General features: G+C 59.1%; 11 protein-coding genes. 7 read left to right on the forward strand and 4 right to left on the reverse strand.

What is annotated here, in order from left to right; translation table 11 throughout:
• Positions 1 to 298: 298 nt before the first annotated feature.
• From AC07U6_RS16370 to AC07U6_RS16385, 4 genes are all read right to left on the reverse strand, one after another.
• Entirely contained in the window at positions 299 to 1,276 is a 978-nt protein-coding gene (locus tag AC07U6_RS16370; RefSeq protein ID WP_494764553.1) for an ABC transporter permease, read from the reverse strand.
• A gap of 17 nt (positions 1,277 to 1,293) precedes the next feature.
• Entirely contained in the window at positions 1,294 to 2,781 is a 1,488-nt protein-coding gene (locus tag AC07U6_RS16375) for a sugar ABC transporter ATP-binding protein (protein ID WP_494763809.1), read from the reverse strand.
• Between the two features lie 54 nt (positions 2,782 to 2,835).
• On the reverse strand, positions 2,836 to 3,753 hold the full coding sequence (locus AC07U6_RS16380) for an ABC transporter substrate-binding protein (protein ID WP_494763810.1): 918 nt from the start codon (positions 3,751 to 3,753) through the stop codon (positions 2,836 to 2,838).
• A gap of 74 nt (positions 3,754 to 3,827) precedes the next feature.
• On the reverse strand, positions 3,828 to 4,895 hold the full coding sequence (locus AC07U6_RS16385) for an alcohol dehydrogenase catalytic domain-containing protein (RefSeq protein WP_494763811.1): 1,068 nt from the start codon (positions 4,893 to 4,895) through the stop codon (positions 3,828 to 3,830).
• 411 nt (positions 4,896 to 5,306) lie between these two features.
• Between AC07U6_RS16385 and fecI the strand changes: the two genes are divergently transcribed.
• From fecI to fecE, 7 genes are all read left to right on the forward strand, one after another.
• The gene (gene fecI / locus AC07U6_RS16390) at positions 5,307 to 5,825 is read left to right on the forward strand and encodes a ferric citrate uptake sigma factor FecI (RefSeq protein WP_494763812.1); all 519 of its coding nucleotides are present in this window, start codon (positions 5,307 to 5,309) and stop codon (positions 5,823 to 5,825) included.
• A complete protein-coding gene (fecR, locus tag AC07U6_RS16395) occupies positions 5,825 to 6,778 on the forward strand; it encodes a ferric citrate uptake sigma factor regulator FecR (RefSeq protein ID WP_494763813.1) in 954 nt (317 codons plus the stop codon). Before fecI ends, fecR begins: the two co-directional genes overlap by 1 nt.
• Positions 6,779 to 6,878: 100 nt before the next feature.
• Positions 6,879 to 9,242: a TonB-dependent Fe(3+) dicitrate receptor FecA gene (gene fecA / locus AC07U6_RS16400; protein WP_494763814.1), complete on the forward strand. Its 2,364-nt coding sequence runs from the start codon at positions 6,879 to 6,881 to the stop codon at positions 9,240 to 9,242.
• Between the two features lie 95 nt (positions 9,243 to 9,337).
• Entirely contained in the window at positions 9,338 to 10,243 is a 906-nt protein-coding gene (locus AC07U6_RS16405) for a Fe(3+) dicitrate ABC transporter substrate-binding protein FecB (RefSeq protein ID WP_494763815.1), read from the forward strand.
• The gene (fecC, locus tag AC07U6_RS16410) at positions 10,243 to 11,235 is read left to right on the forward strand and encodes an iron-dicitrate ABC transporter permease FecC (protein ID WP_494764554.1); all 993 of its coding nucleotides are present in this window, start codon (positions 10,243 to 10,245) and stop codon (positions 11,233 to 11,235) included. The genes AC07U6_RS16405 and fecC overlap by 1 nt, the downstream gene beginning before the upstream one ends.
• The gene (fecD, locus tag AC07U6_RS16415; RefSeq protein WP_494763816.1) at positions 11,232 to 12,197 is read left to right on the forward strand and encodes a Fe(3+) dicitrate ABC transporter permease subunit FecD; all 966 of its coding nucleotides are present in this window, start codon (positions 11,232 to 11,234) and stop codon (positions 12,195 to 12,197) included. The genes fecC and fecD overlap by 4 nt, the downstream gene beginning before the upstream one ends.
• A gap of 2 nt (positions 12,198 to 12,199) precedes the next feature.
• Positions 12,200 to 12,967, forward strand: a complete 768-nt coding sequence (fecE, locus tag AC07U6_RS16420) for a Fe(3+) dicitrate ABC transporter ATP-binding protein FecE (RefSeq protein ID WP_494764555.1) — start codon at positions 12,200 to 12,202, stop codon at positions 12,965 to 12,967.
• The last annotated feature ends 162 nt before the right edge of the window (positions 12,968 to 13,129 follow it).

Genomic DNA, 13,129 nt, shown 5'->3' on the forward strand with positions numbered 1-13,129 from the left:
ATCCCGACGCATCACCTTCAGCAACCCATTCAGATGCAGCAAACAGTGCCCTGTTTTACTCACAGCGAAACCAGAGCCAGTGAGCAATCGGTGACGGGCGGGTTCGCGGACCGTTGAGCGCAGGGATGCGCGATTCGAGGCCACAGGGAAGTGTTCACGCCGAGTCCGCGAACCCGTCCGGCACCGATACGCCTGACGACATCATTCCCGCGATATCGAAAGGAAAAAACAGGCTGCCCCAAACGGAACAGCCCTCCCCCGGCGAACGGTACGGCCAGATGCACCCGACCGCCCTACCCTACTTACGCCTTACCGAACTCAAATAAATCGCCGCCAGAATAATCCCACCCTTCACCACGTTCTGAATATACGGCGACACGCTCATCAGATTCAGCCCGTTGTTCAGCACACCGAGCATCATCGCCCCCACCAGCGTACCGATAATCGCCCCGCGACCGCCGGAAATCGCCGCGCCGCCCAGCACTACCGCCGCAATCGCATCCAGCTCAAAGCCTTCACCCGCATTCGGCTGCCCGCTCATCAGACGGGAGGTCAGCACCAGACCGGCCAGCGCCGCCGTCACGCCGCTGATCACATACACCAGCATCTTGTAGCGCTGCACGCGGATACCGCTCAGTCGTGCAGCGTCTTCATTACCGCCGATCGCGTAAACGTAACGACCAAACGACAGGTGGTGCAGCATGATCCACGCCACCACGTACACCGCCGCCATCACCAGAATCGGCACCTGAATGCCGAACACCGTGCCGCGCCCCAGGAAGGAGAACACATCCGGCAGGCCGGAGATCGGATATCCACCGGTGTACAGCAGCGCCAGGCCACGGGCGATACCCATCGATGCCAGAGTGACGATAATCGGCGGCATCCGCAGCCAGGCAATACAGGTGCCGTTCGCCAGGCCAAACAGTACACCGACCAGCAGCGCGGCCAGCACCGCCAGCGGTACCGGAACGGCGGCCATCATTAATCCGGCAGCAACGGAACCGGCCAGTGCCATCACCGGACCGACAGACAGATCGATACCGCCGGTCAGGATCGCGCAGGTCATCCCCACGGCAATAATCGCGTTAATGGACACCTGACGGGCAACGTTGGTCAGGTTATTCACCGTCAGGAAGCTGTCGTTTAGCAGGCTCATCAGCACAAACAGCACCACAAAGCCGATAAACGGTAGCGCTGCAGGATGATGAAGCAATTTTTCCCAGCGCTTAGCCAGCCCTGGTCCCGCTGTGCGGGAAGTTGAGGTAGATGACATCTGTTCGATTCCGCTCATTATGCGCTCCCGGTGGCATGTAGCATGATGTTGCCCGATTCAATCTCATTCCCGGCCAGTTCGGCGACGATATGCCCACCCCGGAATACCAGCACCCGGTCGCAAACGCCGATAATTTCCGGTAACTCGGAAGAAATCATGATGATAGAAACGCCTTTGGCAGTCAGTTGCTGCATCAGTTGGTAAATTTCCGATTTTGCGCCCACGTCGATACCGCGCGTCGGTTCATCAAAAATCAAAATATTGCAGTCGTTGTTCAGCCAGCGGGCGATCACCACTTTCTGCTGGTTACCACCGCTGAGGGTTGACACCGCGGTATCGGCGTCGGGCGTTTTCACCCCCACTGCGCGGATCAACTTTTGAACAATGTCACGCTCTTTGCCGGCATGCACAAAAATCTTGCCGCGCTTTTCATGGCGGTTGAGGGTGATGTTCTGCGCCACGGAAAACGGCAGCACCAGACCTTCGGTTTTGCGGTTTTCCGGCAGCAGGCCAATGCCCTGCTGTAACGCATGTGCCGGGCTGCTCAGCCTGCCGTCCTGGCCGTTAAGCTTGACGCTTTTGCGATAGCAGGGGCTGGCGCCAATCAGCGCGGAGATCGTCTCGGTTCGTCCCGATCCCACCAGCCCGGCAAAGCCGAGAATCTCCCCGGCGTGCAGGTAGAAGTTATCCGTCTGGCTCTGCTTCGTGCGCTGAACGCTGGCTTCCAGCAGTCGCTTACTCCGATCCGGCACGTGCGACTTCACCGGGAAGGTGTTCTCAATTTTGCGGCCTACCATCAGCTTCACCAGTTCGTCGATATCGGTGTCGCTGGTTGGCAATGTTTCGATGTAGCAGCCGTCGCGCAGCACGGTGATGCGATCGCACACGGCGAAAATTTCATCCAGATGGTGCGAGATAAACACCATGCCCACGCCCAGCAGGCGCAGATCGTTCATCACGCTGAACAGGTGCTCGGCCTCACCCGGTGTCAGTGTGGCCGTGGGTTCATCCAGCACCAGCACGCGCGCGTCCAGCGACAGCGCTTTAGCAATTTCAACGAACTGCTGCTGCGCCACGCTTAACTGCTCCACCGGGCAGTCCATATCGATATCCACAGCCAGGCGTTTAAAGACGCTGCGTGCCTTGCGGCGCATCTCACGACGATCCAACAGTCCCCAACGATTTTTAATTTCCCGATTCAGGAAAATATTATCAACCGCGCTCATATAGGGGATCAGCGAGAACTCCTGAAAGATAATTCCAATGCCTGCTTCAATGGCGTGCCGATAATTAGGAAAACTACAGTTCTTCCCCTGTAAGATAATTTCCCCTTCATCCGGCTGGTGAATACCGCACATAATTTTCACCAGCGTTGATTTACCCGCACCGTTTTCTCCAAGCAGCGCATGTATTTCACCGGGCTGCACCGTCAGGTTAATACCGTCCAACGCTTTCACTCCGGGAAAGGATTTTTTAATCTGTTTTAATTCCAGTAAAGGTGTCATCAGCATCGCTTCCGGGTTATCGCTCTGCTTGCGCAGAGCGAATATTTCACGCTATTACCAGCTAAAGCCTTTCGCATTGCTGTGGTCGATCAGCTTAACTTTTACCGGCACGGTTTTCGGAATATTGGCACCCCAGTGGCGGGCCAGCGCAATCCCCAGCGCGATGCGCAGCTGGTCACGCGGGAACTGTGCCGATGTGGCGATAAACGGTGAATCCGCTTTTTCGATCTCTTTAATCGCTTCCGGCTGGCCATCAACGCTGACCAGTTTCACCTTGGCACCACTGCTCTGAATTGCCGCCAGCGCACCCAGCGCGCCGGTATCGTTAACGCTGAAGATACCGCTCAGATCCGGGGCGGATTGCAGCATATTTTCGGTGACGGTCAGTGCAGTATCACGCTCCTGTTTGCCGTTCTGCTTGGTGACAATCTTGATATCCGGGTATTTTTTCATCGCGTCCTCAAATCCGCGCACGCGCTCAAGGATTGGCACCACCGGAATACCGTCGAGGATAGCGACCTTGCCTTTCCCACCGATAGATTTCGCCAGATACTCCCCTGCCTGTAACCCCGCGTCATAGTTCTCGGAGCCGACAAACGAGTCCACCGGGCCTTCGGCCTGGGCATCAATCGCCACCACCACCGCGCCGGCTTTATGGGCAGACATCACGGCGGACTGCACGCCCACCGTATCCGTCGGGTTAATCAGCAGAATATCGACTTTCTTTTGCAGCATGTCTTCAACGTCATTAATCTGCTTGGAAACATCATGGTGGGCGTCGGCAACATAAACCTTCGCACCAATTTCAGCGGCGGCCTGTTCCAGCGACTGTTTCATCGTAACGAAATAATCGTTATTTAATTCCTGGAAAGAGACGCCAATGGTTAATTGCTTTGCCATTGCGGTGTTTGCAGCCAACAACATTCCGCCCGCGATAATAATCGGCAGCGTTTTTTTGACGAATGAAAACATGGATATTCTCCTGTAGGGGAAGTATTTTTATTGATTTATTAACAACGGTATAAATAACATCGGTAAAAAATAAACTACGGAACCAGAACAACCTTAATTGAATCGGTGGAGTCGGCCAGAGCAAATGCCTGATCCCACTGTTCGAGTGAATAACTATGGGTGACCACACCTTTCGATGTCACCAGCCCGCGTTCAAACAGGTCGATGGCAATTTCATAGCTGTAAGGGGCCAGATGCGCACCGCGAATATCCAGCTCTTTGCGGTCGCCGATAATGGACCAGTCAACGGTGGTTTCTTTGCCGAACACGCTGAACTCCACGAAGCGGCCCAGCTTGCGAATCATCTGCAGGCCCTGCGTTACGCCCACCGGTGAGCCGGTTGCCTCGATGTAGACATCGCAGCCGTAGCCGCCGGTCAGCGACTTAACGATTTTGTCGGCATCTTCTTTCAGCGGGTTGATCACCACATCGGCACCGTACTCTTTCGCCAGCGCCAGGCGATCGTCCATGGCGTCGATAACAATCAGTTTTTTCGGCGTTTTCAGCCGGGCAACCTGCACCATGCACAGGCCCAGCGGTCCGGCTCCGGCCAGCACCACTACATCATCCAGCTGGATATCGCCACGTGCCACGGTGTGGATCGCACATGCCATTGGCTCAATCAGTACCGCATCTTCGTGGCTCAGGCTTTCCGGGATTTTGTGGACGATTGCGTTGGCCGAGAAGCGCATATATTCCGCCATCCCGCCTTCGGCCACGTCTTTCTGGAAGCCATAAATATTGTGCGTTTCACACATCCAGTAACTGCCGGATTTGCAGTAGCGGCAGTCCCAGCAGGGAACGATCTGCTCGGCAATCACCCGCTCGCCCACGCGGAACTTCTTCTCACTGCCCTCGCCCAGCGCGGCAACGCGGCCATAGAATTCGTGCCCCGGGATCACCGGCGGCTTCACCCACGGGTTTTCACCCCAGAACATCTGCGCGCCGTTTTTGCACTTACAGTCCCCGGCACAAATACCGCAGCCTTCAACTTTGATCACCAGTTCGTTGGCCTTTGGCAGCGGAACCGGAACCTGCTCAAAGCGATAATCCTGTGGACCGTGGCAGACAACGGCGCTCATCTTCTCGGGCAGCTGACTCATTTCTCTCTCCAGTAGCAAAATTGTTTGTCACATAGGCAAAATGTTGACGTTGTCATTGTTCGGTAAATAAAAAATGCAAATTTTCTATTCAAACATAAATTAATGATTTATCGATAATTTCCTCATAAAAAACAAAATGACAACGTAAACATTGGTTATCATATAATCAAAAGCCCAAAACAAAATCTTTGAGCGATATCACATATCATTAACAAATCAGTTTCAGGGTTAACAACTTCGATCTCAGTCTCATTCACAACACGCCGGAATGACCGTTTATGCCCGCTTTAGCCCGTTTACGTACGCAGGCTTTCGCCAGGCAGATAATCGAACAATTTCCGGCCATTGAAATGATAACCATTATCAATTATCATCCCGGCGTCATTTTTTTGCCGGGATGTGCCACGCGTTATGTCAACACAAGCTGCGTCTGTCGATCCGTTCGCCAGCCTCTACCAGACACATCATCGGTGGCTGCGATCCTGGCTACAGCACAAACTGGGATCGGCCAGCGATGCCGAAGATCTGGCGCAGGATACCTTCGTGCGGGTGCTGCTCGGCAACGGCGTGGCGGAGATCCGCGAGCCGAAATCCTTCCTCTGCACGATTGCCAAACGGGTCATGGTGGATTTCTTCCGCCGCAACGCGCTGGAGCGGGCCTGGCTGGAGATGCTGGAACAGCTGCCGGAAGAGCATATGCCGCCGCCGGAACAACAGCATGCCATGCTGGAAACGCTGCAGCAGATCGATACCATGCTCAATGGCCTTGGCGCAAAGGTTCGCCAGGCGTTTCTGCTGTCTCAGCTGGAAGGGTTCACCTACCCGCAGATTGCCGAACGGCTTGAGGTATCGGTCAGCTCGGTGAAGAAATATATGGCCAAAGCCACCGAACACTGCCTGCTGTTTCGTCTGATGCAGGATTTAGCGTAATGGCCGAAAGAGTCAGCGAGCAGCAGCGCCAGGCGCTGAAAATGGCGGCCAGCTGGTATGCCACTTTTTGCGCCGGAGATACCACCGCGCAGCAGCACGCCCGCTGGCAGCAGTGGCTACAGCAGCATGAAGATCACCGCTGGGCGTGGCAGCGCGTCGAATCCCTGCAAAATCAGCTACAGGCTCTGCCGGGCCATCTTGGTTATCAAACGCTGAATCAGGCGCATCTCACCCGCCGCCGCGTGCTGAAAAGCCTGCTGGTGCTGCTGGGCGCTGGCAGTGGCTGGCAGCTCTGGCAGTCGCCGCTGGGCCTGAGCCTGCGGGCGGACTACAGCACCGCCACCGGCGAAATGCGCAGCGTGCGGCTGAGCGATGGTTCGCAGATGATGCTCAATACCGCCAGCACGGTGCAGGTGGAATTTACCGGTAGTGAGCGGATGATTCATGTGCAGCGCGGCGAGATAGCCATTACCACCGCCGCCGATGCACAGCAAAGACCGTTCCGGGTGGCCACCGCCGACGGCACGCTGCGCGCGCTCGGCACCGAATTCAGCGTGCGACTGTGGCCGGATGCCACAGAACTGTCGGTGCAGCAGTATGCGGTAGAAGTCACGCTGGCCGCCGATCCGCTGCAAAAGCGCGTGATTCAGCAGGGGCAATCCCTGCGCTTCAGTCGTAGCACCTTCGGCGAAATCTTACCGCTGGTTGCCAACAGCAGCAGCTGGACCCGGGGCCTGCTCAGCGTCAGTAATCGTCCGCTGCGCGAGGTGATCGCTGAAGTGGCGCGCTACCGCCACGGCATGCTGATCTGCGACGACAGCGCCGCCAAACTGCGCGTCAGCGGTACCTTCCCGCTGCAGGATACCGATCGCCTGCTGGCCGTGCTGGCGCAGACGCTGCCGATAAAAATTCAGACTGTCAGCCGTTACTGGGTAAAGGTCAGCGCGGCGTAGCGGAAAAAAATAAAAAAAATTTCAAAATGCGTTGTCCCTTTTGCTCAGCTCATTCGACTCCTTAGTACACAAGATAAAAATGCCTACTCTGGAGACGGCCATGTCTGATTCCTGCGCCCACATCAAGCGCGCTTTTAGCAAAACAACACCTCTGGCTTTCGCTATTCACTGCGCGCTGGCACCGCTGGCGCTGGCCGCTCCTGCGCTGGTCAGTGCGGCAACCGTTCCGGCAACGGCTGACTATCAGATTGCCGCCGCCGATCTCGACCAGGCGCTGAACCAGTTCGCCGCTCGTTCCGGCATTACGCTGGCGGTCAACTCGGCGCTGACCCAGGGCAAAAAGAGCGCGGGCCTGAACGGCGGCTACTCGCTGGACCAGGCGCTGCAAACGCTGCTGAGCGGCAGCGGCCTGCAGGCGAAATCGCTGGGCAATAACGCCTATACGCTGGAACCGGTGCCGGTCGTGGAAGGGACCGCCACGCTGACCGTGGTTGGTGACTGGCTGGGCACCGCGCGTGAGGACGATGTTTTTGAACACGCCGGGGCGCGTGACGTGCTGCGCCGCGAAGATTTTGCCCGCACCGGCGGCGCCACCATGCGTGAAGCGCTGAACCGCATTCCCGGCGTGAACGCCCCGGAGAATAACGGCACCGGCAGCCACGATATGGCAATGAACTTCGGCATTCGCGGGCTGAATCCGCGCCTCGCCAGCCGCACCACCGTGCTGATGGACGGCATTCCGGTGCCGTTCGCGCCGTACGGCCAGCCGCAGCTGTCGCTGGCCCCGGTGTCGCTGGGCAACATGGATGCGGTAGATGTGGTACGCGGCGGCGGTGCCGTACGCTACGGGCCGCAGAGCGTCGGCGGCGTGGTCAACTTTGTGACTCGCGCCATTCCGCAGGGCTTCGGCATTGAAGCAGGAATGGAAGGGCTGCTGACGCCAACTTCAACCCAGAACGATCCGAAAGGCAGCGGCAACTTTATGATTGGCGGTACCGCCGATAACGGCCTGGGTGCGGCGCTGCTCTACTCCGGCACGCGCGGCAGCGACTGGCGTGAACACAGCTCAACCAAAATCGACGACGTGATGCTGAAAACGCGCTACGCGCCGAACGAGGTGCACACCTTCACCAGCCTGCTGCAGTATTATGAAGGCCGGGCGCAGATGCCGGGCGGGCTTTCCCGTGCGGACTACAACGCCGATCGCTTCCAGTCAACTCGCCCTTACGACGAGTTCTGGGGTCGCCGCCAGCTGGCCAGCCTCGGCTATCAGTACCAGCCGGACACCCAGCACAAATTCAATATTCTGACCTTCTACACCAACACCCTGCGCAGCGGCTATCTGGATCAGGGGAAAAACATCACCCTGTCACCGCGCGAATACTGGGTACGTGGCGTGGAGCCGCGCTACAGCCAGAGCTTCACGATTGCCAACACCGCGCATGAAGTGGGTGTCGGCTACCGTTATGTCAGCGAATCCACCCACGAGCTGCGCTACACCAGCCCGGCCAGCAGCGGAAGATTACCAACCGGCAGCAGCCCGTACGACCGCGATACCCAGTCGGGTACCGAAGCGCACGCCTGGTACATTGATGATCGCATCGATATCGGTGACTGGACCATTACGCCGGGCATGCGCTACGAGCATATCCAGTCCTACCAGAACAACTTTATCAAGGGTGAAAAGCAGGAAATCGGCTACAACGCGCCGCTGCCCGCGCTTAACGTGCTCTATCACCTGAACGATGCCTGGAACCTGTATGCCAACACCGAGGGATCGTTCGGCACCGTGCAGTACAGCCAGATCGGCAAAGCGGTCAGCAGCGGCAGCGTGGAACCGGAAAAAGCCCGCACCTGGGAACTGGGCACGCGCTATGACAATCAGGTATTGCAGGCCGAAGCGGGTCTGTTCCTGATTAACTTCAGCAACCAGTACGACTCAAACCAGGTAACCGACAGCGTAACCGCACGCGGTAAAACCCGCCATACCGGGCTGGAGAGCAAGCTGCGCTATGACCTCGGCGATCTCTCGCCCGCGCTGGAAAACCTGTCGGTGTCCGCCAGCTATGCCTACGTCAATGCGATGATCCGCGAGCAGGGTGATTACCACGGTAATCAGGTGCCGTTCTCGCCAAAGCACAAAGGCACGCTGGGACTGGATTACCTGACCGGCAGCTGGACCTTTAACCTCAACAGCGAGTACCAGTCTTCGCAGTTCGCCGATAACGCCAATACCCGCGAGGAAAGTGCCGACGGCAGCACCGGCCGCATTCCCGGCTTCATGCTGTGGGGCGCGCGCGCCAACTACGACTTCGGCCCGCAGTACGCCAACCTCAACCTGGCCGTCGGCGTGAAGAATATCTTCGACCACGAATACTTTACCCGCGCCTTTGATGACAACAACAAAGGCATTTACACCGGGCAGCCGCGCACCCTCTATATGCAGGGCTCCGTTAAGTTCTGATGTTCCCGATCGCCGGTGTCATAACCGGCCATTGTGGATGGTGTAGCGGGTGCCGGTGGCAGCCCGTTTTGTCGTTTCTGGCAGCTGGAGAATCTATGTTCACCCTTATCTCTCGTTTTTTGTCCTGCACCCTGCTGGTGATCGCCTGGTCCGCATCGGCGGTTACGGTACAGGACAGCAATGGCACCTTTACCCTCGATCGCGCCCCACAGCGGGTGGTGGTGCTGGAACTGTCGTTTGTTGATGCGCTGGCGGCGGTGGACGTCAGCCCGGTTGGCGTGGCGGACGATAACGATCCGCAGCGCATCCTGCCTGCCGTTCGTCAGCGTCTACAGCCGTGGAAATCGGTCGGTACCCGCGCCCAGCCGAGTCTGGAAGTGATCGCTGCGCTGAAGCCGGACCTGATTATTGCCGACAGCGCCCGCCACGGCGGCATTCTCGGCCAGCTGAAAAGCATTGCCCCCACTCTGATGCTGAAATCCCGTAATGAAAAGTGGGAAGAAAATCTGCAATCGGCGGCGATTATCGGCAAAGTGCTGGGCAAAGATAGTGAAATGCAGCAGCGATTAGCCCTGCATCACCAGCGAATGAAGGATTTCGCCAGCCAGCTGCCCAAAGGGCTGAAGCTGGTGTTTGGCACCTCCCGCGAGCAGCAGTTTAACCTGCACAGCCGCGACAGTTACACCGGCAGCGTGCTGGTCGCTCTGGGGATGAAAGTGCCGGCATCCGCCGGGCAAAACCCGATCGCCAGCATTAACCTGGAACAGCTGCTGGCGATCAATCCCGACTGGCTGTTGGTAGCTCACTACCGTCAGCAAAGCATCGTGCGTGACTGGCAGCAGGACCCGCTGTGGCAGATGTTAACCGCCGCGCAGAAAAATCAGGTTGCTGAAGTGGACAGCAACGGCTGGGCGCGGATGCGCGGGCTGTTTGCCGCCGAGCAGATCGCCCGCGATCTGGTGGCGATCCTGCATCATCAGCCGGTCATCGTGAAGCCATGATGTCAGGCCGACCGCTGCTCGCCTGGGGGCTGCCGCTGATGCTGCTGACGCTGGCCTTCTGGCTGTCGCTTTTCAGCGGGTCGGCGCTGCCGATCGACCCGTGGCAGGCGCTGAGCGCGCTGCTGCCGGGTAAGGCCACCGTGCTGCCGCAGGCGCTGGTGTTTAACCTGCGCCTGCCGCGCAGCCTGGTGGCAATGGGCTGTGGCGCGAGCCTGGCACTGGCAGGCTGCCTGCTGCAAACCCTCACGCGTAATCCGCTGGCTTCCCCTTCCCTGTTGGGGATTAACGCCGGTGCGGCGCTGGCAATGGTACTGGCCAGCGCCTTTAATCCAGGCTGGATCGCCGGCTACAGTCTTGCGCTGCTGGCCGCGGCAGGCGGCGGTGTGAGCTGGGGAATGGTGATGCTGCTGGGTAAAGGCTGGCGATCTGCCGGTGACCGCAGCCGACTGATTCTGGCGGGGGTCGCCGTGTCCGCACTCTGTGCCGCGCTGACCCGCGCCACGCTGCTGCTGGCGGAGGATCACACCTACGGCATTCTGCACTGGCTGGCCGGGGGCGTGTCCCACGTGCGCTGGCGCGAGTTCTGGCAGCTGCTGCCGTTCAGCGCACTGCTAATGCCGCTGGCCTGGCTGCTGGCGGCGCGCCTTAACCTGCTGCGGCTGGGCGACGACAGCGCGCACACGCTGGGGGTGAATCCCGGCATGCTGCGCGTGGTGGTCAATCTGCTGGTAGTGGTGCTGGTCGGCAGCTGCGTCAGCGTTGCCGGGCCGATGGCCTTTCTCGGTCTGCTGGTACCGCATATGGCCAGGACCTGGATCGGCCACGATCTGCGGCGTCTCCTGCCCGCCTGTATGCTGTTCGGCGCGCTGCTGATGCTGCTGGCCGACGTGATTGCGCGCTGGCTGACGTTCCCTGCCGAGCTGCCCGCCGGCGCGGTGGTGGCGCTGATCGGTGCCCCCTGCTTTGTCTGGCTGGTTAGGAGGCGCATATGAAATATCACCCGGGACAGGCCCTGCTGCTGCTGCTGACTTTTACCCTTCTGGTGCTGCCGCTGTCGCTGCGTTACGGCAGTGAAACCCTCAGCGTTAGCGCGCTGTATCAGGCGCTGAACCCGGCGGACGATCGCTACTTTGCCCTGATAGAGTATCGCCTGCCGCGTACTCTGTTAGCGATGTTAGTGGGCGCGGCGCTGGCGGTGTCCGGCGTGCTGGTGCAGGGGGCGATCCGCAATCCGCTGGCCTCGCCGGAAATCCTCGGGGTGAATCACGCCGCCGGACTGATGTCGATTGCCGGCCTGATGCTGTTTCCAGCGCTGTCGGCAGTCTGGCTGCCGCTGCTGGCCTTTGCCGGTGCGCTGCTGGCCTTTTTGCTGCTCCGGCTGGTGGCCGGCGGCACTGCGCCTCTGCGGCTGGCGCTGCTGGGCGTGGCGCTGACCGCCTTCTACGCCAGCGTCACCGACTATCTGATGCTTTCCCGCCCGCTGGAGATCAACCAGGCGCTGCTGTGGCTGACAGGAAGCCTGTGGGGGCGCGACTGGCCGTTTGTCTGGCTGGCGCTGCCGTGGCTGGTTGTGCTGCTGCCCCTCAGCCTGCTGCTGTGCCGTAACCTCGATCTGCTGGGTCTGGGCGATGAGCAGGCGGCGACGCTCGGCGTGGAGGTTCCCCGCGCGCGGCGGCGCATTCTACTGCTGGCACTGGCGCTGGCCGCCGTCAGCGTGGCCGTCTGCGGGCCGCTGAGCTTTATTGGCCTGGTTGCCCCACATCTGACCCGGCGGCTGGTCGGGGGCCGCCATCGCTGGCTGATCCCGGCGGCGATGCTGACCGGCGCGCTGCTGCTGATGCTGGCAGATCTGCTGGCACGCACACTGCATCCGCCGCTGGAGCTGCCCGCCGGCGTGCTGACGGCAGTGATTGGTGCACCCTACTTTTTCTGGCTGTTAATGAGAACCCGCTAATGATGCCAATATCCGTCGGAGGGCTGAGTGCCGGATACGCCAGCACGCCCATTTTGCATAACCTCTCGCTGACGCTGCCCGCCGGAAAGATCACCGCCCTGCTCGGCCCCAACGGCTGCGGTAAATCCACGCTGCTGCGCTGCTGCTCGCGGCTGCTGAAGCCCACACGGGGGCGGGTAACGCTGGGCGATGACGATCTGGCCGGGCTAAGCGCCCGCCAGCTGGGACAGCGTCTGGCTCTGCTTCCGCAGCAGCACAGCGTGCCGGAAGGGATTAGCGTACGCGAGCTGGTTGGCTACGGCCGCAGCCCGTGGCTTAATCTGTTTGGTCGCCCCGGCCAGGCAGATCATCAGCGAGTACAGGCGGCGATAGATGAAGTACAGATCGGCAATCTCGCCGAAAAGCAGGTTAGTACACTGTCCGGTGGCCAGCGCCAGCGGGCGTTTCTGGCAATGACGCTGGCACAGGACACGCCACTGCTGCTGCTGGACGAACCAACCACCTGGCTGGATATCAATCATCAGGTTGAGCTGCTGCTTCTACTCCGCCGCCAGCAGCAGCAGGGAAAAACCGTGGTGACGGTGCTGCACGATCTGAACCAGGCCAGCCGCTACTGCGACCATCTGGTGCTGATGATGGCCGGCCAGGTGATTGCCTGCGGGACGCCAGAACAGGTGATGACCCCGGAACTTTTGCATACGGTTTTCAGCATCAACGCGGAAATCCATGCCGATCCGGTGTGTGGACGCCCGATGTGCGTGGTGCTTTAATTGATCAATTTGCCTGGATAACTGGCACTTTCAGGAAACCTCTTTTCATCCAAAACCCTTGATACAACAATAACTGATCTATTCATGACGTTATCCAAGGGTTTATCTTTGCCAAAAATGGTCAATGAGGTAATGTTTGCTATCTCAAGATCGGTGGTTTCC

It is taken from the genome of Erwinia sp. GW821-FHT03D09, assembly GCF_059420805.1.

Bases quoted from the DNA above. Each gene is read 5' to 3' on its own strand.
- AC07U6_RS16370 (WP_494764553.1), bottom strand. From the start codon at position 1,276: ATGTCATCTACCTCAACTTCCCGCACAGCGGGACCAGGGCTGGCTAAG.
- AC07U6_RS16375 (WP_494763809.1), bottom strand. From the start codon at position 2,781: ATGACACCTTTACTGGAATTAAAACAGATTAAAAAATCCTTTCCCGGA.
- AC07U6_RS16380 (WP_494763810.1), bottom strand. From the start codon at position 3,753: ATGTTTTCATTCGTCAAAAAAACGCTGCCGATTATTATCGCGGGCGGA.
- AC07U6_RS16385 (WP_494763811.1), bottom strand. From the start codon at position 4,895: ATGAGTCAGCTGCCCGAGAAGATGAGCGCCGTTGTCTGCCACGGTCCA.
- fecI (WP_494763812.1), top strand. From the start codon at position 5,307: ATGTCAACACAAGCTGCGTCTGTCGATCCGTTCGCCAGCCTCTACCAG.
- fecR (WP_494763813.1), top strand. From the start codon at position 5,825: ATGGCCGAAAGAGTCAGCGAGCAGCAGCGCCAGGCGCTGAAAATGGCG.
- fecA (WP_494763814.1), top strand. From the start codon at position 6,879: ATGTCTGATTCCTGCGCCCACATCAAGCGCGCTTTTAGCAAAACAACA.
- AC07U6_RS16405 (WP_494763815.1), top strand. From the start codon at position 9,338: ATGTTCACCCTTATCTCTCGTTTTTTGTCCTGCACCCTGCTGGTGATC.
- fecC (WP_494764554.1), top strand. From the start codon at position 10,243: ATGTCAGGCCGACCGCTGCTCGCCTGGGGGCTGCCGCTGATGCTGCTG.
- fecD (WP_494763816.1), top strand. From the start codon at position 11,232: ATGAAATATCACCCGGGACAGGCCCTGCTGCTGCTGCTGACTTTTACC.
- fecE (WP_494764555.1), top strand. From the start codon at position 12,200: ATGCCAATATCCGTCGGAGGGCTGAGTGCCGGATACGCCAGCACGCCC.